Source organism: Colwellia sp., assembly GCF_013214175.1.
In the GTDB taxonomy this organism is placed as follows: Bacteria; Pseudomonadota; Gammaproteobacteria; order Enterobacterales; family Alteromonadaceae; genus Colwellia.
On record NZ_JABSPA010000002.1, the window covers coordinates 798,647 to 824,410 of the forward strand.

A 25,764-nucleotide genomic window follows, 5' to 3' on the forward strand; every position below is an offset into this window, starting at 1 on the left:
ATGAACACTAGAACTTTCCCCAATAAGCAATGTTTTACCCTGAGTAGAATGCCGGATATTTTTAACGGTGTTAAAGCTGTATTACTTAGTTTAACTATGTTATTTGCCATGACAGGCACTGCCCAAGCATTGCAGCGCGGCGATAGTTTACCGCCAGAGCTAGCCGCTAAACTAGCACTTGATCCCGAAAAAATTACTATGGTTGATTTTTTTGCCTCTTGGTGTGTTTCTTGTCGCATAGAGCTGCCTGAAGTTGATCATTTGTCAAAAGAATTAAAAGGTGAAAGCGTTGAGTTTGTTGGTATACAAGTTGATGAAGATGTTGAAGTAGGCGAAAAGTTTTTAAAAGAAATAGCGCTATCGTTCCGTGTTATTGATGATCAAAGCCAGGAAGTCATAGGTGTTTTTGAACCTATTGGTATGCCTGCCTTGTATTACATTCAGCACAATAAAGTTTTGGGTATTAGGTTTGGTGCTATCCCTCAAATTGGCGAGGTCATCAAGCAGGATTTAACCCAATTGGGAGCGCTTAAGTGAAATCACACATTAACCTTCTAATCAGCGCGGTAGTGCTGGTTTTTTCAGGACAAGTTATTGCTGCAGAAAAACTAACCTTACTGCCGGCTGATAAACAAATGAGCAGCGAAGAATTTAGTTATGCGCTTGCCCAAGAACCCAACCCAGGAACGAGTAATGCTCGGGTGGTGAAAAAATACAAAACTAAGGGCCGTACTAGTGCAACAAGTAAATATCCAGCCACTGATGAACATACGGAACAAGGAAGAGAGCAAGGCAAATCGTTAACAACAATTACTTTGGCTGAAAAAAAGAATAATGCAGGGAATTCAGTAGGATCAGCTAAGCAGGTTAAACCTTTGTTGGCATTAGTCGCAATAGATCAAAAACCACCACCATCGGTTAGCCCTGCAGGGCAATGGTTAAATAAAGGTTTTACTTGGATTGATGATTGGTTTATCGACAAAGAAGTGAAGCCTTGGCAAAAAGCTAAATTAGCTGAGCCTGTTATGTCACCCGCTGGTGTCGCACCAGTGATGAAAAAATTTGCTAGCAAAATATATATTTCAAAAGCTGCCACCTTTGGCGGTGATGGTATTGCCGGTGGCGGTTGTGGCTGTAAATAAACTGAGTTTATTTAGCGCGATTAAAAAGAGAAGTTATGAATAAAAAAATTAAAATCAGTTTACTTAGTTGTACAGCTATTGGCTCTGGTCTAGCTCATGCTGAGCAAGTATTGTCTTTGCATCAAATGCAATACCAAGAAGATGATGATCGCATTAAGGTTGCTGATACCTCACTGGCGCTAAAATTAGATTTTGGTGTCGATTATAGTTTGGACTTATCACTTGGTTATGACTCGGTTACTGGCGCATCACCTACTTGGCAAATAGCCAATTCGGGGCAGATATCAGCCAACGAAGCCCTGTTTCGTCAAAATGAGTTAGAACAGGGTCAGGCGATGACAGAGGAAACCTTATTAGGTTATGCCCATGATGTGAGTCAGTACCAAATACAAAGAGTGCCGTTAGAAGATACCCGAAAATCAGCAGCAGCAGCGTTAACCATACGCGATGTCTACCGTAATGAGTGGGTTCTTGGTCTTGCTCATTCAGAAGAAGATGATTACAAAAGTAGCAGTGTTTCAGCCTCATATTTGTTGTTTTTAGATAAAGGAAAAAACCGCTCGGTTAATATAGGTTTTGCTTACTTAAATGACAAAACTTTAGTGTTTGGCACGGGTTACCAAAGCCGCACGGAGGAAAAAATTCAGGTGATTAACTTTGAAACCGGACTTACTCAGGTGTTGTCACCAACCAGTGTTTTTGATGTGAAGTTATTTTTCAATCACGATAATGGCTATTTGAGTAATCATTATCTGACCATATTGCGCGGCATAGATATTAATGAAGATGATGTTATTACCGATGACGAGTATTTTTTAGCATCCGATAGCAGACCAGATGTGCGCAATGGTTTTGGTACTAAATTAAGTTACTCCACGCAATTTTGGCCATGGCTTACCGGGCAGTTTAGTTACCGTTATTATCAAGATAGTTGGAGCATAAACTCGCATACCGCTAGTGCAAGTTTAAGTTTTGAAATATTTGATGGCGTATTTATCACCCCCGAATACATTCGTTACCAACAAGGCCAAGCAGAGTTTTATCTTAATCCCAACGTTAAAGAGCCTTATTTTACCGCTAGTGGTGACGGCAGTAATGATACTCGCTTAGGTGATTTTTCTGCTGATACCTATGGCTTGATAATCAGCTATCAAGTGACCAGTGATTGGCAACTCGATTTAGCCGTTAATCGTTACCAACAAAGCAATCAGTTTGCGGCGAGCTGGGCGGTAATGGGAGTGAATTATCGCTTCTAGTAGCCAAGCTGCGGATCGGCCTGAGCAAAGACAAATTTATAATTGGCAGTTTTGTGCGATGACGGTTAACTGTCAATTATTATTAGTGGCAGATGATATTGAGCATGCCAATAAAGTTGCCAGTGCGGTGCAAAAACAAACCTTAGCGTTAGAGAAGAAATATAACTTTTATCAAGCAGACTCTTGGTTAAATAAAGCGGTGAATAATCGTGCTTTATCGCAAGTACATCTTGAGCCAGAAAGCTTAGCTATTTTTACCCGTGTTCGTGAATTATCACAAGCAAGCCAAGGGATATTTGATATTTGTGTTGGCACCATTAAAAAAGCAGCAACACAAAGGCCGCAGTTAACTAGAGCGCAACTATTTGCCAAATACCAAGATGCTATGGGCTTAACCAGTTGGCAAATTAGTGGCAACTTCTTGCAGTTTAATAACAGTAATACTCAGTTTGATCTAGGTGGCGTAGTGAAAGAATACAGTGTTGACCTTGCAATGGCGCTGTGTAAAAAACAGGGCATAACAGCGGGTTTAATTAATTTTGGTGGCGATATTATTTCTTGGGGTCGTAAGCCAGATAATAGCGCCTTTCGCGTAGCTATTCAGCACCCAAAAGTTGTTGATAAAATTTGTGGCAGCATTGCTCTGTCTGATCAGGCTTTAGCTAGCTCAGGTCATTATCATCGACAGTTTAATTACGGCGCTGAGCAAGGTTCTCATATTCTTGCTGGTCAAGGTGTTGCCCAACAAGTGTTAGCTGTTTCGGTGTTAAGTCAAAGCGTGCTCACCAGTGGTGTTTTTAGTACGGCACTGAGTATTGAGCCAACGTTAGTTAATAGTCGTTATGCCCAGGAGCATATCAAAGCAATATTTATCGATGAAGCGATGAACTTTCATCAAGATATTGAATTTTTATCAAATACAGGCTGCATTAAGCACAGCCTCAAGGAAGCCATTTAATGAACATGCAACAAACGGCAATTACATCATCTCCGTTAACATTAACGCCATTAACATTAGCCCCGTTAGCATTTGCTATTACCTTGGGGTTAACACTTGCCAGCCCAAGTTCTGTACAAGCACAAACGTATCAGCAGCAAGATTTTTCACAGCAAAACTTTTCAATGCAAAAGCTTTCACCGCAAGAGAAGTTCTCATGGTCAATTTTTGCTGGTATTACTAATGGTGGAGATACCATGGCTCTTGGTGGTACAGACGTGACTTATAGTCGAGATGGAGAGCAGGTAACTGGTGTTAGCTACAGTGAAAAACTTAAAACGGGCGGCTTTGCCGTATTAGGGCTAGGTGCAAATTATATAATAGATGAGCGTTTTAGCATTCAGTTAAACGGTGCTTATCATTGGGATCGTATTAGTGATCCTGATATAAAATTTACTCGTCTTGAACTTGAGCTTATACCTTACTACCAGCTTACCGATACTTTACAGCTTGGCCTAGGGCTTGTTAGTCATCTTAATATTAAGTTAGATGAGCAATCTACACCGCTTTTGGTAAAACCGGCACGAAGTGAAGAAGATACTGAATTACGCGTATTTAACGAATTTTCTGAAATGTTAGCACCACAGGCACAAGGACTAATCAATGGACAAGCGCGTACAGATGATGACTTAGTTATTAACTCACAAGCTGATTTTAGCACTGCGACAGGTTATTTGGCATCACTGGTATATCAGTTACCACAATGGCACAGTAAGGTGGAATTTAGAGCTGTATTTATTGATTATAAAGCCGATGTGACTAGCAATATTGCTAACCCAGAGCAGGTTCTAGACACTAACACAGGTGAAGTGGCGTTTGATGCCCGCCATGCCGGTATTTATTGGCACTTTGTTTTTTAAATTTGCTCTAGTTTTGTTTCGTTTTTTATCAAAAGTCGGCTATATGTCGGCTTTTTTGTCTGTGATTTTTGACTAGTTAAACTGATTTTGATAAAGCTTTAGCCAATAAAAACCCCGAGTAATTCGGGGTTTTTGTTATTAACAATTTAAATGACTATTGAACACAGATAAAAGCTTGGTTGGTGCTGATATATTTAAGTGCATTATCAACATCCCAGACACCGCTACTGATCCTAATAGAATAGGCATAACTAGGGGAAGGTGCATATTTCTCTTGTAGCCAGTAGAATGAGCTTCTATCCATACTTAAGCCAGCCTCCATTGCAGTCCAATTGATACTGGCATCTTTTGAAATAAGCGCAGCTCCTAAGTTCTGACAATGGGAAATGGCATCATCATGTGTCTTCCCGTCAGTAACTAAGGTATAACAAAGGCCATTATCTTCAAAGCCTGTACAAGTTATTAAAGAAGTATAAGCTTGACTGGCTGATAATACCTCTCCTGCTTGGATATATAATGCCGGTTGCGCCTTCACCCTTACTTGCATCGCACCTTGGGCAATATTAAAGTCTCTGAGTGATTGCGGGTTGGCGCTGACATCTGCCCAGATAGTACCTGCATTAATACTATATTCATAATCTGTTGCCACGTTATAACCAGTAACTAAGTCCCAAGCAAACGTATTGACGTCGGCACTATCAACGACTACGCCATTGGTTGGCGCCGCTGGTGTTTGGCCAAGCTCGACACAAACAAAAGCATAACTATTACTTCGTCTTCTTGAATAGGGAGCCACAGCCCAATCAGCAGAATAGTGGAAATAGAAAGCATCTGTACTATACCTAGGGTCGATCTCTTTTAGCCAATATTTTTGGCTATAATCCAAATTGAATGACTGGGCTAAAGCAGACCATGACACTGGCGTTTCTTTTGAGACCAAACTTGAGTTTTCAGCCTGACAATAAGCTTGTGCGCCATCATGATCTAACTCTTGGGCCACGTAGCTATAACACAGGCCATTTTCCTGATAACCAAGACAGCCACCTTGGGAAATGTATTCTTGCTGCGCTAGTAATACTTGACCAGCCGGCAAGTACTCAGTCGGCTGAGCTTTAAGGCGAATCTGCATGTCACCAAGAGCGATATTGGCATCGTTAAGTGCTTGTGGATTGCTGCTAACATCGCGCCATAAAATTCCGCCATCAACACTGTATTGATAATCGCTCGGGATAGCAAAACCGCTAACATAATCCCAGCCGAAGCTGTTGTCATCGGCGCTATCGACTACTACACCATTAGTTGGCGCGGCTGGTGCTGCTTTGCTAGGTTCGCTTATCATCATGTAAGTATATTGATAAGGTGGCGCACCATTGTAATTTTTGCGACTACAGCCAGAGCTATTCTCGCTGCCATCGAGTGACAGACAGCGGTTACGTGAATATATGCCGATATCACTACTTAGGTAATAATCTTGATCATTATAGCCATCACTGTTCACGATCCAATGTTGGAAGTAATCAAGGTTAAGTGGTTGATTATATAAGCCCTGCAACTGGGCTAGGGTTGGTAATTGCCAATTGGTTTTTCCACACAATGGGCTTGCTGAGGTATTTAACTCATTAGCAATGTTATCGCTTTCAATTGTGCCATCATCGTTAAATCCGGTGAGTTTGGCGACGGTTTGATAACGGCTATCAACATCGTCCGTTTTCGGCAGTTGCCAAATTAGCCCTGATTGATCTTTGGCACAGTAGGCATCTGCGATATCGGTGACAACATTGCCATCATTGTTTAATAGCTGTTGCTGCAGTTGACGGTATAAGCGGCCAAAGGTTAGATAGTCTTCTTCGCCATCATTACTGATACTGCGTTTGTTATTGTAGCCACTCTCATCGCCATGATACTCATAGCCAACATGTTTAGTGTTTGAAGAGGCTGATTGATTGCTCCAATAATAATAATATTCGCTGGTGGCTCCTTGATGATGGGGGAATACCGTGCCATCAATGGTTTTTTTGCTGCTGGTGTAATCGACTGTCGCCAATGACTCTAATAGATTTGGTGTTGGGATAGTCCAATCATCAAACCCACAAATAGCCTGACTATTGTATAAGGCTTGTAAACCACCAACTTGAGTTAGATTGCGTCCGCTGCTATCAGCATAAGCAACATTATCAACACTGCCTGTGGTGCCTTTTTCCATGAGCGACCAAATACGACTTTTACCTTCGTGCCTAAGGTCAGCAACACAGCGCCATCCTTGCTGAAAAGTGGCTGTTGTCGGCATATAATGACCTGCTAAATCGAGTTTGGCAAAGTGTGTACCTACCATGGCATCAGCCACAGCTGTGACAAAACCCGCTTGGTAAGCGGTCTCAAATGCTTGTTTAATGGTTTGCTGATCGCTAATAAAGCCAGCCACGCTAAAGGGTAATACCGCAGTATCAAGGTCTGTTTGTGTCAAGGTCAACTCAGCTAAAGCATCGATATGCATATCTAGTGGTAATGCATCAAGGAGACTTTGGTAGTGAGTTAATTGCTCAGTAGCTAAAGTAAATTGTCCATTTATTTGATACCAAGTTGTTGCTGCTTGCATAGCTAGGGTGTATTGCTCTGCACCACCTAAAGCATTTATTGCTGCCGGGTAACTAGTATGCGCTGTTGTTAATGCTGTAGTTGAGTTATCAAGATCGGCTTTACTAACTAGGGCAGCATCAATGTTAATTAGGGTTTGCTCTAATTGGCTTAATTGTTGTTGCAGGGAAATTAACTGCTCATCATGATTTTTTTGCGTGGCTAAATCTGTTGTTGCCAAGGTTACTGCCGTTTGCGCAGCTTGTTTTTCTGCGGTACTTGCTAATACGTCTTGACTGACAAAATTAGCTAAAAACGATAAGCTGTTAAAGTCATTAGTGCTAGTAACTAACTGCGTATTAACCAGTAAAGCGCCAGTATTTAAACTTGTTTGGCTAGCCACTAAGTTATTATTTACTGCTAGGTAATTAGCGACACTGCTGGCGCTAGTATATGAAGCTAAAAGTGCATCAGTATCTAAACGAGCAGTATCATAATCACTGCTATTGTTGCTAACTTCTGTTTGTAACTTAGTCACTAAGGCATTGATCTTGGTAATAGCTTGGCTAGCACCGGGGTATTGCCATCTTAACAGCATATTTTCTGATTTATATGAAGGGGGGTTACTAACCAGTGCACCGCCTCGAATAGCAACGACATCATTGCTATTGTTTTTTGTTAAATATTTTTTACCATAGTTACCATTATCACTGAAGTCAGCCAACTCGGTATGAGTAGCTGCTTGAGACATTAATATTAGTTCATCAGGAGTTAACCACTGCCAGCCGCTGATCCCACATGGGCTGTTAGCTATTGCTTCATCGAATTTCTGATCAAATTGAGCAGTTTTTACCGAAGTGACTTTTAACCAGTAAGTAGGTGTTGTGGCATTGTGATCAATTAAACAACTGCTATCACTTTTATCCCAGCTACCATATAAGCTTAACTTTTCTGCTTCTCTGCTTTCATTTAACCAGGTATAAGCTAGCTCTTTAAAAATATCGGTAGCAGTACTGTCTGCAACCCAACTGATTTCACCTGCGGCAGCACCTTGACCGTTAGCGAGCTCTTTGACTCGTATGCCAACATCAGCTCTATCATAAGCTTTATGGCCAATATGTTGTGTGTTACTAACTACAGGTTGCCAAGTAATACCTTTATCATTGGTATATTCATAATGGCTTGCTTCTCGGTATGCCCCTAACATTTCCCAACGTATACCATTGTTTTTATACAAATATTTAATCAGCACGGCTTTGGGTGCTGGTGCTAGTTCAGAAATAAATTCTTCTTGGTTACTGAGGGCAAAACCAGCAAGGTTACCAGCGGCAAGGTTGCTGCTAACTCTGACTTGTACTTGATTTATCGCATATATCTTTTCTGCTAATACAATTGGCTTGGCGCTAACTGCCAGCCAAGTTTGTCCGCTATTGGTTGAGTATTGATAATGGCTTAATTGGCTAAAGCCGGTAACTAAGTCGAACGCAAAGCTACTGCTACCACTAAGGCCTCCGTTAGTTACTACGCCATTACTTGGCGCACTTGGTACTAATAAATAGGCTGTATTGCTGGCTAATATTGCTCCAGCATTACGGGAAATTGTACTGTCAGCTTTAATGCGAACCTGCACAGTGCCTACTGGATAATACTGGTTTGCTAATAACTGAGGGTTTGCACTGACATCTTGCCAATTGGTGCCGTTGTCATTTGAGTATTGGTAGTCACTTAATTGGCTATAACCAGTCACAAGACTCCAGCCAAATGTATTGGCAGCATCGTCAATAACTGCATTTATTGGTGCTATTGGATTAATTATTGCTGGTGGCGTAACCGGATCAGGTGTAACTGGATCAGGCGTAACCGGATCAGGTGTTACCGGATCAGGCGTAACCGGATCAGGTGTTACCGGATCAGGTGTTACCGGATCAGGTGTTACCGGATCAGGTGTTACCGGATCAGGCGTAACCGGATCAGGTGTTACCGGACCAGGTGTTACCGGACCTGGCGTAACCGGACCTGGAATAATAACCGGCGTTATTATTCCAGAGTCTATCTCGCTTTTTGAAACAATTAAACTAGGTGTGGATTGTAAAAACACCTCGGCTAGTGTGCTTGATTCCTCACCCGTGTTGATAGCTTCATTCACTTGCTCACTAACATGTTCTACTGGCAAGTCAGCTAGCTTATCGGTAAATAGTTTTGCTACTTGCGATTTTTCTTCATCACTAGTGTTAGTTGCAGACTGAGCTAAACCTTGGGCAATAATATCAGTAACTACTTGAGAAAAAAGATGTAGCCTGCTGTGCTCTAGTCTTTGTTCTGCTGTTAAACTTGTGTCGTTTTTTGCTGCGACAAAGTCGGTATAAAGCATGCTGACATCGGATAAACCTAGCTGTTGCATTAATATTTTTTCGGCTTGGGCGCTATCGCCTAAAGTATGTGTTTTTGCATAAACCAAGGTAGTTAGCGGTGAAACTACCTCAGGCTTTTTATAATCACTTAGTAAATAATAGGCTTGGCTTATGGTTTGTCCTGGATGGTCACTATCTATGGTGATACCCGCTGACGTGGTAACAAGTAATGGCGCTTTAACATCTAAGCCCTCGGGAGCGACTATTTCAAAACGACCATCTTGATCAGTGAGTACTTGATATTCACTGTCGCCATCACACTGAAAATTATTATTTATATCTATACAAGCTTTTGCCATGGCTAAATAACCATCGACGGCAACACCTGAAATTTGTTGAGTTGCCGCTATAGGCTCAGGTTCTGTTTTACTGTCTGAACCACAGCCAGTTAAACCTAACAAGAGCGATGAAAGTGCCAGCAATTGGGGGCTGATAAGTCTCATGAGTTTACTTCCTTTATTAACTAGATATACCTAACCTCGAATGCTTTTAAATTCTTTAATTAATAAAAGAAAGACTAAGCTAATTGTTAAGCATCTGTAAAAATTCCGTGTGAATTATAATGCGAATCGTTATCATTTGTAAGTCTTTATGCTGTTTTATTGATTATTTATTAAATATGTTCTACTGAGGGGGAATAATTAACTCTAATGCTCTGCTTGGTTAACTTATTATGTTCATGACTAAGCTTTATTCATTATGTAGGTAGGCAAGTAGGCAGGCAGATAAATAATTACCTTCGTTGATAGCTTGTATTGGTGAAGGGGTTTTACCTGCCCAAAATTGATAGGCTCAAATGACTAGTTGAAGCATGGGCGGAGTGAGCTGATGATAAGTGTAGGGCAGAGAAGGGCCCGATAATCTTTGTGGAGCATGTAAGGCTAAAGGTGGTGTTACAAGAGCTAGTTAATATTGATGCGGAGCCTAATCGAAAATCCGAAACTACTTATACAAGGTAAGGCTTATGTTAACTCTGCACTGATTTACAACTTATCTATAATGATATTATATTGATATTTATTGTTTTTACTCGTTGTTTTAGCTGTCATCATAGCTTGTTGCTCAACAGACTTTCTGTTGAATAAAACATCTTGGTCATTTAGTTCTTGGTTTGGAAAGTACATTTGTGTCAGCAGCGATTCATAGCCTTTTTTTGATATTTTAAAATGAATATGAGGTGTTCTTTGTCGGCTAGTGCTTATCGGGTATGCACCGGGGATAACGGTTTTAAAACTATAGTGACCTTCAGCGCCACTTTGTAGAATAGCCCAAGCTTGGAAGTTTTCATCTAAGGGGGCTTCATTGGTATCATGAGGATGATGGTAGCGGCCAAAACTATTGGCTTGCCAAAGATCAATACTTACATCTTCAACAGGGTTTAACTCTTGGTCTAATACCTGACCAAATACTTCAATAATTTCACCTTGGGCAAGGCCAGTTTTACCTGCTACTTTGGTTAGATCAGCATCTTGATCTTTTTGTGGTGTGATGGGGTAGAAAGGCCCTTCCATTTCACTTGGCGTGATTACTCTTGCCTGTAAACTGCTAGTAAATAGGCTGGCCACTGAGCCTAGTAAGGTCGTTTTTAAAAATTTACGGCGCTGTATTTCTTTCACTTGTATTCCCTTACTGATAAATAATGTATCAAGGCTAATCACTAGCTAGCAGTCAGCTTATCAATAGCCTAACCGCAGCTTTTAACTAATTTCCAGATTGAAAGTTATCAGTTTAATTAAGCAACTGGCTAGCGACTTTTTGTATCATTTTATTAATACCCAAGCCACTTGAAGCTGCGTCCACTAGGATGCGGAACGACCCATGGTTAAGGCGTCTCATTTTATTATGATCAACAACTCTATTTTTCGTCAAAAGTAGTGAGAAAATTAAAAAATATTTTATAAATAGCTATAAAATAATGGCAACTGAGTGCGCTATATAGACCTTAGGTTAATATTTTTTTGCCATATATTTTCTAATAAATGAATGGTGGCTTATTACTGATAAGTCGTAGTAATAAGCCCAAATCAACCATTCTAAATACTAACTCATTGATATTGTGTAAAATAGGATCTATTTCTATATTGGATATTACTGATAAGTCTCAGAAATATAATGTTTTCAGTTTATAAGGTACTGAAAATATGGGATATTAATACGAATTAAATTAGAGTTATGTTTTTAATTCGCATTAAGGAGAAAATAATGAATAAGTGTATTGTTTTACTATTATCAATATTCGTTTCAACAGGAGCAATAGCTGCGAGTATAATTCACCCTCTAGACTTCAAAGGTGGTGACGCAGAAAAAAAGAAAGTAATTCAACAAATAAAATTAAGTGTAAAAAAAACATATAGCCAGATTGGCATGGGAGATCCTTCAACCCTTCGAATGATGGAAAAAGAAGAGCTTAATTCTTTCAAGAAGTTAACTAAAGTCGATAATAGGAAATTACTTGATAATGTAATTCGCCAATATTGTAGTGTCGGAATGTGTAACTACAATACAATTTTCATGATGTACAACGAGCAAAATAAAGCTTCAAAACAAAATTTAACTTGGTAACTCATCAAACATAATAAAAATCAACAAGGACATAACAGTTGGCTACGTGTCACTTTACTACACAATTTTAGCTAACCATTACTTAGCCTGTTATTTAGGCGTTATAATTTATCGAAATATAAGGAGATTTAAAATTGAGTTATGTAAATAAAAATTTATTAAATGATGAAAAGGTCATACATAAAGCGTCTATTCATTGGTTTATTTTTATTCCAAGCATTATAGCTTTTGCTTTAAGTATATTTTTAATAGGGCAAAAAGAAGGGGTGAACGCATTTGGAGCCTTTTTATTTATGTTTTCTATTTATATGTTTATAAAGGCATTTGTAATTAGAAAAACAACTGAATTAGCAGTGACCTCAAAACGTATTATAGCAAAAACAGGGTTTATTCGCAGAAACACTGTTGAGTTGAATCACAATAAGGTAGAGAGTTTTATTATCGATCAAAGTATATTGGGTCGGATTTTTGGCTTTGGTACTTTAATTATTAATGGTACTGGTGGTGGAAAAACCCCAATACCAAATATAGATGCTCCACTTATCTTTCGAAAAGAAGCTATGCAAGCCATAGATACTCAGCAGAACTAAAATTATAACAAATTGCTGAAACGGAAAAATAACAGTTAACCATCGCTTCGAGATTATAGCCAACCATTATTTTCCGATTAGCAAGGCGTTAAGCGTACAGGTAAGTATGAGTAGTATCATAGTTAAAAAACAGCATGTTTTTCCGTCTCGCTCTATTAAGAGGTTTTGTGCAGAAGGCGGAAGTGTTGAAGTATTTAGAAAAGCCTCAGGTAAAAGATTTTTAGCTAAACCTAATAACACGGTGTTTTGGGTTAATCGAGTGTGGGATCAATCAACTGAAAAAAGTTTTGGTAAGCGTATCGAAGACGAATTTCAATCTGTAACCGAGAAAATATTACAACGTGGTTGTTATGAAATACCAAAGGATCAGCATCGAGTTATTACCCGCTTCTTGGCTTTATGGAAATATCGTGCAGCTCTGGATAGCGAAGAACGACTCGTAAATGAGGCTTCTAAACTTACTTCAACAGTGACAGAGCTGAATGAAAAAAATCATTTAGATGAGTTACATGTACATTATGTAGATGAAAGTGGTACGTTTCCAGCAAGGAACATAAGAGGCTTTGAACTACGAGGGCAAGTTATGATGTATGAAAGAAGTTATGACAATTTAAATTGGTGCTTAGTTAATAGTCCTCACCGAGACTTAATCGTTCCTGATACACCTGAAGATGATCTATTTATCCCCATAACACCATCTATGTGTTTACTTACAGGCCAACCGGTACACGAATTATCACTAGATCAATCAATTGATGCTAATACAAGGTCATTTATAAAATCAAAGGATATAATATTTGGTAGAACTGTTGCAGAGTACGCTTAACAAGTGACTATGGTAATTATCAATACAAAACCTAATCCAAATCAATATTGCAGGTTAAATGCTAATGTCAGCAAAGTGGTAAAAGTGAGCATTATCTTTTAACCAATGGATAGTTAAAATAAGTTTACCGCTAATGACCTCTTGGTGGTATTTAGCGACGTTTTAGTGATATTGTTCACGCAATAAATTTGTAAATAAAAACGCTATACATGTGCTACAAATAACAAGGGTACTCAATGGTTGCACTTGTAAGTTGTTGTATTTGCTTTGTTATGTGTTTTATTGCAAGTCATTAACAGGGCGTTAAGTAGCTTTCGTCCGGCATTAAGAGAGAATGTATGGAAGTTAAAGAGTGGGACACACCTTTCAACGAAGGTACAATATTTATCGTTGATTTATCTTGGAACGGAAAGAACTTTTCTGTTGAGTATCCTAAGGGTCCAGCCTATGAACTTCGAGGATCTAAGAGACACAGCGATTATGCTTTAATTGTAAGTGTTTTTCATTTAGAAACTGAAGCTGTTTATGATGTAATGTTCAAAGTTGTTAGTGGCTTTCGCTTATTAGATGAAGGTGGTTTACTTGAACTATGGACACCCGGAAAGAAGTCCCCCAACTGCGCTCTTATCAAAGGGCATCTATGGAGCAAAGAAAGTCCAATCACATTTATATCGGGTTATGAAGATGAATGGTCTCATTTAATTTCTACAGAGGATGAATGTGTCGAAGTTGTGGCCGACGAACACCCGGAAATTAAGTTTGTTGAAAAAGTCAGTAAACGGGAATCAGCTACTTAACAAACGTATGCTGTGGAAGCGCAAAAAGCAGCGCTCAACAACTACGGGCGTTATCGATAAAAAATCTAATCCAAATCACCGCTACTGATTATTTCAAAAGTCATGATGCGTAGTCACAAATCATGGTAATTTAATCATTACATCACACCGATAAATACCGAGTTAAGCATGAGTTAAATGACGTTAATTAAGCGTTACCTCTTTATTAAATAGAATTCTTTAAAGTATTGGAACACTTACTTTTTTAGCTTAACTTTCATCATTATTACTGATGACTTGCTATCAATTCCTTATCTGCAGTAAAAGATATTTCAAGCCAAGTTGCAGGAGGAGTAACTTAATTACACTTGAACCTAAATCAAATTCCATGATAGCTTATTGTATTCAATATACAGTTTTTTGATTTGATTGGAGAGTCAATATGAATAAAAGCATGAATAAAACTAAGGTGGCACTCGGTATACTTTTTGTTGGAATTACTGCTGGGCTTATTTATAACCAAATACAACCAGCCAACCAAGCTCAGCATGGTATAGAGGACAAAAAAGTATTGACCAGTACACTGGAAAGTAGCAGTAAAAATGACGGGCTTGCGGATAATGCTCAGTTAACCGCTACTCCATTGAATACTGTGAACAACAGTCGGAAAAATACCGAGGGAGATAGTGACGTTATTAGCGCCGCAGCTCCTTCAGCTAACAGCGATAGTAACGCCAGACTTTTGGCAAATAAACATCAACAGCCAGCAGATCACCGCAGTGCTCAGCAACCAAAAGCTCATGGTCATGAAAATCAGCACAGACATCCTGAAAACAATTCATTAATACCGCCAGGAGAGCCGAAAAAGCCACTGCCAAACCAAGAAACTAAAGGCTAATTAGTTCAATAAACCGATAAGGATATCGGTTGTTGTTGTTGATAATGTTTAATCCCCTCCACTTTGAAATCAAGTTACTAATTTCTGCTTAACGTTCAAGTTTGAGTAATTCCACTGTTTTTATGTCTAATTATTCATATCTCGTAACATCCTAATAACAAACGATAAAAGTTTCGTTAATAAAGTACGAAGAAATTCTTATTAATATACTGCTTGAATATTGTATACAAAATATTATATAAAACATATTGAAACATCTTTACACATTTGTTTCGACCAGAGAGGGATGTACGCGTTAGATGCAATGAGAGTAATAAAAAATACAATATGCTTACTTTGCTACACGGACGAAATACCTAATCGCTATATTAAGAATAGGCTTAAGAAATATGAAACTAACTGCTAAGAAAACATTACTAGCCAGCGCGATATTTTTATCGTTAAACATGACCAGCGTTCAAGCAGCAACAATGTGCGGCGCTAAAACCTTAGACCGTCAAGGCGAAGTTCCTGCCAACCAAACTCACTGTATCACCGATTATGGTCATTACTTATATGTGACTGTGCCTTATGAAAATAGTAACGTAACTATTACCACTTCCGGCGGAACATTTAACGGTACTGATGCCGCTATTAAGCTTTACGATGGTAATGATTGGAGCGGCAATGTCGAGCTAAGTAGTATTACCCCGGGTACAAATGAAGAAAGCCTGACATTTGTTTCACGTGCAGGTGAACGTTACTTTAAAATTGACGGTAATATTGAGCAGACTAGTTTAACTGTAACCATCAGCGGTGGTGATGTGCCACCACCAATGGGTGATTACGTCATTTACAATACTAATGTTTTTGTCGATGTACCAGCGGCCACTATTTCGTCTAAAGCACAATATGGCCCCGCTATAGCAGCAATTTTAGTGGCAAGTTATAGTGACTTTGCTGGTATTGCCGGCGCGGCTAATGACCCTATTGATGATGTATCGCAGGCGATTCATTACCTAGCCAAAGCCGATGATTTAACCGATCCTGATTTAAACCAATTATTATATTTCTTAGCCTCTTATAAATATAATGCCGCCGCATTAACTGATGCCGAAGCCTCAAAGTTAAGCACAGCGCTTTTAGCCGTTAGTCAAATGAGCAACTTCATTGCTCCGGCAGGTAGTGTCATCCAAGAAGGTTATGCCACCGCCTTATCAAATTTCAGAAATGACGCTAGCTCAGCTTATTTTAAAGATCAGCTACCGCATTTATTAGCGATAATTCAATATTATTCTGAGCAAAGCAATCCGTTTGGCATCAGTAATGGTGGCGATACCACAATGGCATTGATGGGCGCGCTAGGTGATGCCGCTTATTATGGTGATGCTTCAATAAAGTCTGCTATCAATACCAACATGCTTGATGTGTTATCGGTAATGCGCTCATTTATCTTTTTAGGTGAAACCTCTCTTGATATGCGTTGGAGTAAAGAAGCGGATAGAAAGTGGATCATGCCACATTCATTTATCGCTATGGGTAAACTCGCTTCAATTGCCACTGATGAAGCGAAAGCTCGTTTTGATAGCACTATTTTAGAAGCTCGTGAAAAAGTTATTGCAACTATCTCTGTTGAAACAACAGAAACAATTATCACCAAAAAATACTTAGAAAATGCGGGACGTACTTGTTCAGCAGGTGACCCGTTATTTGGTAGTTGTGTTGTACCACCAAAAGAAGCTGATATTTTAACGGTTAGTTATGATTGTACTGCGAATATCACTATTCGTGCACAAGCTTCTATTAGCCAAGCAACACTTGATCAATCTTGTGCTGATATGGCCTTACAAGAAACGGAATTCCATGCATTCTTCAATACTGCAGGTACGCCGGTTACCGGTGACTTAAATGAACACATTGAAGTTGTCGCTTTTGCTAGCCCGGAAGATTATGAAAAATATGCGCCAGAATTTTTTGGCATAGCTACCGATAACGGTGGTATGTATTTAGAAGGTACTCCAACTGCGCAAGGCAACCAAGCACGCTTTATTGCTATGCAATGTCCTGACGCTTGGTTAGGCGGTTCATGTCAATATATTGATCAAATCTATAACTTACGACATGAGTTCGTTCATTACCTTGATGGCCGATATAATAAAGCCGGTTCATATGGCACCTTTGATCCTAATGCTGCCTGGGCTGAAGGTATGGCTGAATACATGGCTATGGGTAAAGATCATACCCGTACGTTAAATACTTTATCAGGTGAAACCATTCCACCATTGTATAACATCGTCTTTATGGGATATGAGTACGATAACTTATATCCTTGGGGTTACTTTGCAATGCGTTACTTAGGTGAAGAGCATAAAAATGAAGTCGAACTTATTGCTGCAACCCTAAAATCTGGCGACAATGCCGCTTATAAAGCTGCGCTTAAAGGTGCAGTAGAACGCACCGGAGCAGGTTTTGAGACTTATATGCTGGCCAACTCTACAACGGTTGCACCAATTGCTGCACAAATACCAGCACAAGATATGATTGGCAGCTGTGACTTAGTTCAGCAATATACTCGTTATTTTGATGCAGCAACCACCAACTTTAGCTTTACCAATACCACAGATACACCCGTGTCATTATTCTGGGTAGATAGCACTAAAGGTACAGCTAATTTTGGCAAGAATTATAAAACTTTAAATCAAGGTGACAGTTACAGTTCAAGTACTTGGAAAGTTGACGATCGCATGATGTTATCTGATAACAACATGAACTGTATTGGTGTTGCCGTGATGGCTGAAAATACTAATACTTTCACTATTGAAGCTGAATTAGTAAAAGATGTAGTAGCTGAAGTGATTCCTGCCTTAAACCAAATGGGTAGTTGTGCTTTAGCGCAACCGCATTTGATTATGGATCAATCCCATGAATTTACTATTACTAATACCTCTGACACCGCCGTTCGTTTATTTAGAATTGATAATACCAAGGGCAGCATAATCACCAGCAGTGGTGGTACTGGCTTTACTCATGGTTATGGCGTATTAGAGCCGGGCGCAAGTTACAGCAATGACGTTTGGTACGGTGATCGCCGCTTAATGGTAACTGACAGCAGTTTAAATTGTTTAAGTGTTGGTGTGTTAAACAATGCTATTGCTAGCTTTACTGTTGACCAAACTATGGTAGCTAATGCCGCGGCTGCAGAAGTGATTCCAGCAGCAAATACCATAGGTAGTTGTGCATTGATGCAGCAACATTTAACCGGTCCATTTGAAGCAGACTTCTCCTTTATCAATAACAGTGACAAACCAGTGCGTGTTCATCGCGTTGATAATGTAACTGGTGAGCTAAATGTTGATTTTGGTTTTACTACGCTTGCTACTGGCGAAAGCTATGACAGTGTTGCTACCTGGAAATGGTTTGGTAACCGCCGTGCGGCAATTACTGATGAAAGCAATCAGTGTTTAGGTGTTGCGGTAATGACCGAAGAAAACACTAGCAATGATTATGTTATTACTAATGAGCTAAGCGGTGGCGGCGGTACTCAGCCATTAGATTCAGATGGTGATGGTGTAATTGATAGCTTAGATGCTTTCCCATTTGATGCAACGGAAACGAAGGATAGTGATGGTGATGGTGTTGGTGATAACGCCGATGTTTTCCCTTTTGATGCAACTGAATGGTTAGATACTGATGGTGATGGTATTGGCGACAACAGCGATCCAACGCCGAATGGTGATGTTGATACTGACGGCGACGGACATTTAGATAGTGTTGATGCTTTCCCTAACGATCCTACTGAATGGTTAGATACTGACGGTGATGGTCATGGTAACAACAGCGATGCTTTCCCTAATGATGCAACTGAATGGTTAGACACTGATGGCGACGGTCATGGTAACAACAGTGATGCTTTCCCTAATGATGCAACTGAATGGTTAGACTCTGACGGTGACGGCATGGGTGATAACTCTGACCCGTATCCAAATGATGCAACTAACGGCGGCGGTGTTACCGTACCTGATTGTGGCGCAGCAACTATTACTAGTGGCAAATTAACACTGGAAAATAACGAATGTGTTGCAGGCGGTCGTGGTTCATTCTACGTATGGGTTGAAGCAGATAATACCCAGTTATTCTTAAGCACAGCTGGTGGTAACGGTGATGTCGGTATTTATTTTAACGCCGATAATTGGGCTACCGCAGCAAATGCGCAAGGGTCTTCTGCAGCTGTAGGCACAACGCAGTCCTTGCAAGTTACCGCAAACCGAGGCTGGCGCTACATTACTTTAGAAAGTACCAGTAATTATGCTGATGTTACTTTCAAAGTAAGTTTAACTGGCGAAGTAACACCACCAGTAGAGCCGCCAGTAACGGGTACAATTACTAACGCTTGTACTACATTAGCGCCATTTACTTATGGTGCTTTAGAAACTGGTGCTGCGGTTTGTTCGGGTAATGGCCATAATAGTTATTACATCTATTTAGATGACAGCGTTACCAGTATTGAAGTGAATACTGCCCATGGTACTGGTGCAGTTGAACTTTATACTGGAACTAGCTGGCCTACTGCCGCTAGTCATAGCCATAAGTCTACAAATGCAGGTACTACTGAGCAAAGCATCACTGTTAATAACCCGCCAACAGGTTGGTTTTATATTGCAGTTGAGAGCGCAGGAAGTGACGTAGCTGTGCAAGTTGATGTGAAATAGCATAAATAGCTAAAATGAGTAACTATTGATAAAAGGTAGTTACTAAATTGAAACGGGCCATTAGGCCCGTTTTTTATGCTAGTTAAAAATGCAGTGTTAAATTTACGGGGAAGTTTTATTACCTACCGGCCATGACATAGTGATTTTTGCACCATTGCCAGTGTTTTCTAGGGTGAAGTCACCACCATGATTACGGGTTATTTCCGCACAAAGCGACAAACCTATACCTGAACCATGACTTTTAGTGGTGTAAAAAGGTGTTAAGGCGTTATCAAGATTAGCAAAGCCTGGGCCATTATCGATAATTTCAATAATCTGTTTGCCTTGTTGCTGAGCTTGCATGCTGTCTTGTTGGTAGTAAAGACTGATGCTGATTGCACAGTGTTCTTTATCGCAAGCTTCTTGAGAATTCTTGAAAATATTAATTAATATTTGCACCATTTGTTGTTCGTCAGCATAACATTGGGCACTACCTTGATAATGTATAGTGCAGGGCTCAGTGATCATGGCTTTGGCTTCATCAAGTAAGTCATTAAAATCAAACCAAGTTGATTTAGGTGCTGGCAAGTGGCTTAGTTGACTATATTGATTAATAAAGCTGAGTAAGCGCTCACTACGTAGCTTAATCCTACCCAGTACCATGCGGACCTGTTCTTCATTAAAGCTATCGTTACATAATAAGGTATCTGCCATCGATGCCATTGGTGTTAACGAATTACGTAGTTCATGAGCTAATACCCTAATAAGGTTTTGTTGGGTAATGCTTTGTTGTTGATGTAAGGGCTGAGAAATATCTAACGCAGAAAAGATATGACATTTCTTCTGTTGAAATAGATAGCTAATACTTTGACACTGCCATTGATGATTAAACTGCTTATGGCTTAAATTGCCATTTTCCATGAAAAAGCCTAAATCTGCTGCCTTGGTACCAATAAGCATGGGCTGCTGGATTTTTTCCTTCATGGCAATATTGCGATAACTTAACTGAGTATTTTCATCGAACAAACACACCGGAATAGGCCAAGAGTCGAGAATGTGGCTAAGCACATTTTCCAGTGTTTGGTTTTGTTGTACTTTATCGGCGTTACCTATGGCGAGTGCCGATATTTCTTGCTGTAATTCAGCCAGTAAATTGTCTGGGTGTTGTGCTTTAAAACGTAAGTTGGTTTCGCCCTCGCGGATAACTTGCGTATAGGTAGTTAGCTGCATAATAGCTTGTCGCCAGAAATGATAACTTCGCCAAGCGAGCCAAATTAAGGGGTAGCAGAGACAAAATAGTAAAGTAGCAATTGCCAACTTACTCCAGCCCATTTTATAAGTAAGCGCTGCTGTTAAGCTGAATATAATGGTGAGTGTGCAAGCTAAGCCAAAAGCTAGCCATTGTTCATGACTAAACTTAAATGTTAGCGGTTTGGCTAGCGCCTTCAGGCTATTTGTTTTTTGACTACTCCGCATGATGAATGGCAAATTTTTCTAAGCGGCGATAAAGGGCATTACGTGAAATATCTAATAATTTCGCCGCCTCTATTACTTGCCCACCTGTGACTGTCATGGCTTTTTCAATTAGCTGTTTTTCTGCTTGTTCTAGCGGTTGTAATACCACCTCATCGCTAATGTTGTTGGCATTATCTAATAACAGTTGTAGCGCCGTTATTTCATTGGTAGTGCTAAGTAAAACTGCGCGTTCAATAACATGGCTTAATTCGCGGATATTCCCGGGCCAATTATGTTGTTTTAATTTATTGAGCGCACAAGCACTGATAGCTAAAGCATGCTTGCCATATTTGTCACTGAACTTGGAGATAAAGTTATCAGCTAATGCGGCAATATCTTCAAGGCGTTCGCGCAGTGGCGGAATGGTAATCACCAAGGTATTTAAGCGATATAACAAGTCTTGGCGAAAAGCTTGTTTACTGACTAGTTGGTTAAGGTCGGCATTGGTGGCGCTAATTAAACGCACATCAGCCACTTGCGTTTGGCTTGAACCTAAAATTTCAAATTGGCCGGTTTCTAAAACCCGTAATAATTTAGGTTGCAGTGATAGTGGCAAGGAACCAATTTCATCAAAAAATAGGGTACCTTTATCGGCAAGCTCGAAGCGACCAATACGATTTTGTTTGGCATCGGTAAAAGCGCCTTTTTGATGACCAAAGAGTTCACTTTCAAATAAATTTTCAGGAATAGCGGCCATATTTACCGTGATTAATGGTGCATGCTGGCGTAAAGATAGTTGATGAATACGCTCGGCCAGCAGTGATTTTCCGGTACCGTTTTCACCTAAAATTAAAATATTGGCATCGGTTGGCGCTATTTGTCCAATTAAGGTTTCAATGGCCTGCATGCTAGGGGATTGACAAACCCAGGCCTTTTTATTTTCTGGGGCTAGTAATTGTCGATAGCCTTGGTTTTGCTCTTTTACCCGAGAGAAACTTAATTGTTGTTTGATACTGTTTAACAGTTTTAGTTTATTCCATGGCTTTTCGATAAAGTCACTAGCGCCTTTTTGTAAACCTTGCACTGCCAGCTCAATTGAGCCCCATGCTGTCATTAAAATTACCGGAATATTTAGTGGCTGTAACTGTTCTAAAATGGCTAAGCCTTCTTGACCACTGGTGGTATCACGAGAGAAATTCATATCGAGCAGCACTAAATCTGGCTGTTGCCGATTGCTTTGAATGATGATCTCTTTGGCATTGGCCGCCTCAATGATCTGGTAACCCTCAGAGCTGAGTAATAAATTTAACGCTAAACGGATATCTTCATCATCATCAGCAATTAAAATGGTGGCATTGGTCATAGGGTTTCCATAAGGTTAAGCGGTGAGTTTCACTAAGGTATAAGTGAAGGTAAAGCAAAGTAAAAGAAAAGGAAACGAGGTCAGTCGTTTCCTTTGTTAATTCTATGCCACACTACCATGGTTGAGGTAATTAATCTTCACGCAAAGCTTGCATAGGATCGCTACTAATTACTCGCCATGCGGGCATAATGACCGACATAATAACGATAACAACCAAGGCTGCATCTAAGCCAACCATGGCTAACCAGTTAAAGTCAGGTAACATCTCTAAGTTTTGTGATATTTGTGCATAACCTAAGACAGAGACAATAAAACCTAAACCTAAACCTACCACTAACATTGCCAGCGCATCTTTTAAGATAAAGCTAACTAATTTAGCTTGTTTAGCGCCAGTTGCCATACGCACGGCAAGTTCATACTTTCTGTGGTTAGTGGTCATTTGTGTAAGACCTGCGACACCTATGGCAGCAAGGAAAAGTGTTAAGCCAGTCATAGCCAGTACTATCCATAAACTAAGTCTTTGATTGAGTGTTTGTCTTTGCCAAACATCCGCTAATGATTCTACCGTGACATTTGTTAAACGCGGGAATTGGCGTTTAACTTCACTGGCTAACATTGCTGGCGTAACCGTAGCTCCTTCAGGCAACATCACAGTAAACTGCATGGTAGTGCCAGGTCTTACTCTATGAGAATATATGGATGGTAAACCTAACGGGTCAGCAATACCTGTTTGACTCAAGGTATTACCAACTATGCCAGTAACAATTACTGGAGGCATAGAGCCATCAGGGCTCATTTGAATGGTCTTGCCAATAACCTCTTGGTAAGTAAATTCCGAGAATAATAATTTTGCCATATTTTCATCAATGACAATTCGATCTTCATCATTATCGATTTGCGCTTGGCTGACATTAGCTCCAGCTAACATTGGGATATTAAAGGTTGAGAAATAATTAGCCCCTAAGATTTTTATTTGATGAATAACCCGCTCACCTGATACATCATCACGAAAAACATTTACCCGTAATGAATCAGATAGTGGACCATAGTTAGGGGCAATTACTTGGCTATTAGGTACTTGTTGCTCGATTAAACGAGATAAGCCATCAAGCAGCTGTTTAGCCTCACTCTTACCGTAAGAGTCGAAGGTATTTAACTGGGTAATGTACTCTTCATCGCTAACTGTCATGGAAATTTCATAGCTATTGCCAAGATCATAACCAGTTTCTTGGTAAACAGCTTGATAGCTTTGCATGGCGATCATCACTGAAGCGGTCAGTAATATCGAGGCAATAGATAATTGCAGTACCATTAATACCCGGCTTAACCATTGATTACTTTGTGCTTGAATGCCTTTACCACTGCTGTTTAAGTTATTGCCTAAAGCCTGTTTATCAATATCAACCAGTGCAAGGGCACTAAATAATACACTTAGTACTAAGATGATGGTGATTGAAGCTAATACGGTAGTGCTATTAATTGCAATGGCATCCATCATAGGTAAGCTATCACCGGCAATTAACGGTAAACTTCTTATCGCCCAGCCGGTAACTAATAAGCCTGTTAATGCCGCGAGAATAAAGCTTGGTAGGTTCTCAAGTAATACCAGTAATCTAACTTTTGTTAGACTGGCGCCTAAGCTTATTTGAATGGCAAACTCCTTGGTTCTGCCTTGATAATGAGCAATAAATAAATTCAGTAAGTTAAGTGTCGCCATTAATAACAAGCCGATTACTGCGGTAAATAAGGCGATAAGTAAACTTTCAGTTTCCCCTAACATATTGCTGCGATAACTGCTGGCCTTAGCGACTTTATTGGTAGTAGTAATAAAGTCCAAAAACATTTGTACCTGCTCATCATCGACATTACGGGTGACATAGTCTTCTAACCAAGCATCAACTTCTGCTTGTGATGGTAGCTGTGCTTGGCCATTAGCCGACTTGAGAATAAGGTTATCAATATCATTACTAATATTACCGATATTATCTTTTTGCGCTTTTATTTTAGTCAGGTTGGCGATAAACCACACTTGCTGCGCTAAAATCGCTTGGTTACTTTTTATTGCCATAACATCTTCAATAACGCCGGCAATGATATAGTTTTTATTGGTAATGGTAACTTGTTTACCAATGACTGACTTAACGCCAGAAAATGCGCTTTGCCAAAGGCTTTGTGATATCCAGACATACTTTTCTGGGGATTCAACCGTGACATCATCGCCCAATAATAACTGGCTACCTAGCACTGAAATAATGTTACTGGAGGCGTCATAACGGGTAGTAGCAAAGGTGGTGTTATTAACGACAACATCTTGCTCAGAGGGGGCAATAGCTGCCCATTCACCGACATCAGCAAAGTGCTCACTAAAGTCGACTAAGCGATTCATGTTCCAATAGGAAACACTTAAGGTATCTGACATATTAAAGCGATAGTCAAAGGTTTGCAGTGAAGCCTCGTTTTTAACGCCTTTCAGCGGTTGATAGAGCAAGGTCGATGAAATTGACACAACACTTAAAACCGCGCCTAAGGTTAAGCCAAGGGTTAAAATTAACGGCACACTTAAGCGCGGTAATGAAAATATCCGGTTTATGCCTTGGTATAAGGCTTTTTTTAATAAACTCATGCAACCCCCTGCAATGTTTTTTCATCTAGAGTGTGTACTCCAGGGTCATTTTCTACGCTCGGGTCAGTACTTATTTCTGAAACAATTTGACCATCTAGCAGTTGGATTTGACGACTAGCACAACGTGAATAACGGCTATCATGAGTTACCATCACTATGGTGGAGCCAGCTTTGTTAAGTTGCGCTAGTAGAGACATCACTTGGTCACCGTTTTTACTGTCCAAGTTACCCGTTGGCTCATCAACTAAGATCAAGTCGGGTTTACCTACAAGGGCACGAGCAATAGCAATACGTTGTTGCTGACCACCAGAGAGTTGATTTGGACGATAATGCTGTCGGTGCAACATATCAACCTGGCTGAGTACTTCTTCTACTCGTTGTTTTATTTCTGCTTTTTTACAGCCTCTGTGCTCTAACGGCAATGCAACATTTTCAAATACAGTTAAGCTATCAATTAAATTGAAAGACTGAAAAACATAACCAATATGTTCATTACGAATTTGTGTACGTTGATCTACTTTTAAGTCATTGGTGGCAATATTAGCCAGCTGATAATCACCTTCACTGGCAGAGTCCATCAAACCCATAATTGACAATAATGTTGATTTACCACAGCCAGAAGGACCGGTGATGGCAACAAACTCACCTTGGTTTATTTCTAAACTAATACCTTGTAAGGCGTGGGTCTCGATTTGTTGGCTGTCGTAACGCTTGTGAATGTTGGACATGGTAACTACGTTTTTCATGGCATTTTCCTTAATATT

17 protein-coding genes are annotated in these 25,764 nt (G+C 39.9%); 11 read left to right on the plus strand and 6 right to left on the minus strand.

What is annotated here, in order from left to right:
- The 5 genes from HRT55_RS06445 to HRT55_RS06465 are packed head-to-tail and all read left to right on the plus strand — an operon-like array spanning window position 1 to window position 4,255.
- Window positions 1-537 carry a thioredoxin-like domain-containing protein gene (locus tag HRT55_RS06445; protein WP_291619768.1) on the plus strand — a complete coding sequence of 179 codons (537 nt, stop codon included), beginning with the start codon at window positions 1-3 and terminating at the stop codon, window positions 535-537.
- A complete protein-coding gene (locus tag HRT55_RS06450; protein WP_291619770.1) occupies window positions 534-1,142 on the plus strand; it encodes a DUF4266 domain-containing protein in 609 nt (202 codons plus the stop codon). Before HRT55_RS06445 ends, HRT55_RS06450 begins: the two co-directional genes overlap by 4 nt.
- A 35-nt stretch (window positions 1,143-1,177) precedes the next feature.
- Window positions 1,178-2,398 (plus strand): DUF3570 domain-containing protein, encoded by a 1,221-nt coding sequence (locus HRT55_RS06455; RefSeq protein ID WP_291619772.1) that lies wholly within the window; start codon window positions 1,178-1,180, stop codon window positions 2,396-2,398.
- Between the two features lie 58 nt (window positions 2,399-2,456).
- The gene (locus HRT55_RS06460; RefSeq protein ID WP_291619774.1) at window positions 2,457-3,356 is read left to right on the plus strand and encodes an FAD:protein FMN transferase; all 900 of its coding nucleotides are present in this window, start codon (window positions 2,457-2,459) and stop codon (window positions 3,354-3,356) included.
- A complete protein-coding gene (locus tag HRT55_RS06465) occupies window positions 3,356-4,255 on the plus strand; it encodes a hypothetical protein (protein ID WP_291619776.1) in 900 nt (299 codons plus the stop codon). The genes HRT55_RS06460 and HRT55_RS06465 overlap by 1 nt, the downstream gene beginning before the upstream one ends.
- Window positions 4,256-4,409: 154 nt before the next feature.
- Here the strand turns inward: HRT55_RS06465 and HRT55_RS06470 are convergent, their stop codons facing one another.
- Together HRT55_RS06470 and HRT55_RS06475 are read right to left on the minus strand one after the other, a co-directional pair.
- Window positions 4,410-9,683: a hypothetical protein gene (locus HRT55_RS06470; RefSeq protein ID WP_291619778.1), complete on the minus strand. Its 5,274-nt coding sequence runs from the start codon at window positions 9,681-9,683 to the stop codon at window positions 4,410-4,412.
- Window positions 9,684-10,223: 540 nt separating this feature from the next.
- Entirely contained in the window at window positions 10,224-10,856 is a 633-nt protein-coding gene (locus HRT55_RS06475; RefSeq protein ID WP_291619780.1) for a protocatechuate 3,4-dioxygenase, read from the minus strand.
- A gap of 586 nt (window positions 10,857-11,442) precedes the next feature.
- Here HRT55_RS06475 and HRT55_RS06480 point away from each other — a divergent pair.
- The 6 genes from HRT55_RS06480 to HRT55_RS06505 all read left to right on the plus strand — a co-directional run bounded on the left by HRT55_RS06480 (window position 11,443) and on the right by HRT55_RS06505 (window position 19,580).
- A complete protein-coding gene (locus HRT55_RS06480) occupies window positions 11,443-11,802 on the plus strand; it encodes a hypothetical protein (protein WP_291619782.1) in 360 nt (119 codons plus the stop codon).
- Window positions 11,803-11,936: 134 nt separating this feature from the next.
- Window positions 11,937-12,392: a PH domain-containing protein gene (locus tag HRT55_RS06485; protein WP_291619783.1), complete on the plus strand. Its 456-nt coding sequence runs from the start codon at window positions 11,937-11,939 to the stop codon at window positions 12,390-12,392.
- Window positions 12,393-12,498: 106 nt separating this feature from the next.
- The gene (locus HRT55_RS06490) at window positions 12,499-13,218 is read left to right on the plus strand and encodes a DUF4238 domain-containing protein (protein ID WP_291619785.1); all 720 of its coding nucleotides are present in this window, start codon (window positions 12,499-12,501) and stop codon (window positions 13,216-13,218) included.
- Window positions 13,219-13,556: 338 nt separating this feature from the next.
- Window positions 13,557-14,015: a hypothetical protein gene (locus HRT55_RS06495; protein ID WP_291619787.1), complete on the plus strand. Its 459-nt coding sequence runs from the start codon at window positions 13,557-13,559 to the stop codon at window positions 14,013-14,015.
- 421 nt (window positions 14,016-14,436) lie between these two features.
- Window positions 14,437-14,892 carry a hypothetical protein gene (locus tag HRT55_RS06500; protein ID WP_291619789.1) on the plus strand — a complete coding sequence of 152 codons (456 nt, stop codon included), beginning with the start codon at window positions 14,437-14,439 and terminating at the stop codon, window positions 14,890-14,892.
- 389 nt (window positions 14,893-15,281) lie between these two features.
- Window positions 15,282-19,580, plus strand: a complete 4,299-nt coding sequence (locus HRT55_RS06505; RefSeq protein WP_291619791.1) for a collagenase — start codon at window positions 15,282-15,284, stop codon at window positions 19,578-19,580.
- A gap of 102 nt (window positions 19,581-19,682) precedes the next feature.
- Here the strand turns inward: HRT55_RS06505 and HRT55_RS06510 are convergent, their stop codons facing one another.
- From HRT55_RS06510 to HRT55_RS06525, 4 genes are all read right to left on the minus strand, one after another.
- Window positions 19,683-21,035: a PAS domain-containing sensor histidine kinase gene (locus HRT55_RS06510; RefSeq protein WP_291619793.1), complete on the minus strand. Its 1,353-nt coding sequence runs from the start codon at window positions 21,033-21,035 to the stop codon at window positions 19,683-19,685.
- Complete coding sequence (locus HRT55_RS06515) at window positions 21,025-22,377, minus strand: sigma-54 dependent transcriptional regulator (protein WP_291619795.1); 1,353 nt, start codon at window positions 22,375-22,377, stop codon at window positions 21,025-21,027. The genes HRT55_RS06510 and HRT55_RS06515 overlap by 11 nt, the downstream gene beginning before the upstream one ends.
- Window positions 22,378-22,507: 130 nt before the next feature.
- Window positions 22,508-25,000 (minus strand): ABC transporter permease, encoded by a 2,493-nt coding sequence (locus tag HRT55_RS06520; protein WP_291619797.1) that lies wholly within the window; start codon window positions 24,998-25,000, stop codon window positions 22,508-22,510.
- Window positions 24,997-25,746 carry an ABC transporter ATP-binding protein gene (locus HRT55_RS06525; RefSeq protein WP_291619798.1) on the minus strand — a complete coding sequence of 250 codons (750 nt, stop codon included), beginning with the start codon at window positions 25,744-25,746 and terminating at the stop codon, window positions 24,997-24,999. The genes HRT55_RS06520 and HRT55_RS06525 overlap by 4 nt, the downstream gene beginning before the upstream one ends.
- Between the last annotated feature and the right edge of the window lie 18 nt (window positions 25,747-25,764).

What these genes read in the sequence shown, in the direction of transcription:
- HRT55_RS06445 (WP_291619768.1), top strand. Translation starts at nt 1, where the DNA reads ATGAACACTAGAACTTTCCCCAATAAGCAATGTTTTACCCTGAGTAGA.
- HRT55_RS06455 (WP_291619772.1), top strand. Translation starts at nt 1,178, where the DNA reads ATGAATAAAAAAATTAAAATCAGTTTACTTAGTTGTACAGCTATTGGC.
- HRT55_RS06460 (WP_291619774.1), top strand. Translation starts at nt 2,457, where the DNA reads ATGACGGTTAACTGTCAATTATTATTAGTGGCAGATGATATTGAGCAT.
- HRT55_RS06465 (WP_291619776.1), top strand. Translation starts at nt 3,356, where the DNA reads ATGAACATGCAACAAACGGCAATTACATCATCTCCGTTAACATTAACG.
- HRT55_RS06470 (WP_291619778.1), bottom strand. Translation starts at nt 9,683, where the DNA reads ATGAGACTTATCAGCCCCCAATTGCTGGCACTTTCATCGCTCTTGTTA.
- HRT55_RS06480 (WP_291619782.1), top strand. Translation starts at nt 11,443, where the DNA reads ATGAATAAGTGTATTGTTTTACTATTATCAATATTCGTTTCAACAGGA.
- HRT55_RS06490 (WP_291619785.1), top strand. Translation starts at nt 12,499, where the DNA reads ATGAGTAGTATCATAGTTAAAAAACAGCATGTTTTTCCGTCTCGCTCT.
- HRT55_RS06495 (WP_291619787.1), top strand. Translation starts at nt 13,557, where the DNA reads ATGGAAGTTAAAGAGTGGGACACACCTTTCAACGAAGGTACAATATTT.
- HRT55_RS06500 (WP_291619789.1), top strand. Translation starts at nt 14,437, where the DNA reads ATGAATAAAAGCATGAATAAAACTAAGGTGGCACTCGGTATACTTTTT.
- HRT55_RS06505 (WP_291619791.1), top strand. Translation starts at nt 15,282, where the DNA reads ATGAAACTAACTGCTAAGAAAACATTACTAGCCAGCGCGATATTTTTA.
- HRT55_RS06510 (WP_291619793.1), bottom strand. Translation starts at nt 21,035, where the DNA reads ATGCGGAGTAGTCAAAAAACAAATAGCCTGAAGGCGCTAGCCAAACCG.
- HRT55_RS06515 (WP_291619795.1), bottom strand. Translation starts at nt 22,377, where the DNA reads ATGACCAATGCCACCATTTTAATTGCTGATGATGATGAAGATATCCGT.
- HRT55_RS06520 (WP_291619797.1), bottom strand. Translation starts at nt 25,000, where the DNA reads ATGAGTTTATTAAAAAAAGCCTTATACCAAGGCATAAACCGGATATTT.
- HRT55_RS06525 (WP_291619798.1), bottom strand. Translation starts at nt 25,746, where the DNA reads ATGAAAAACGTAGTTACCATGTCCAACATTCACAAGCGTTACGACAGC.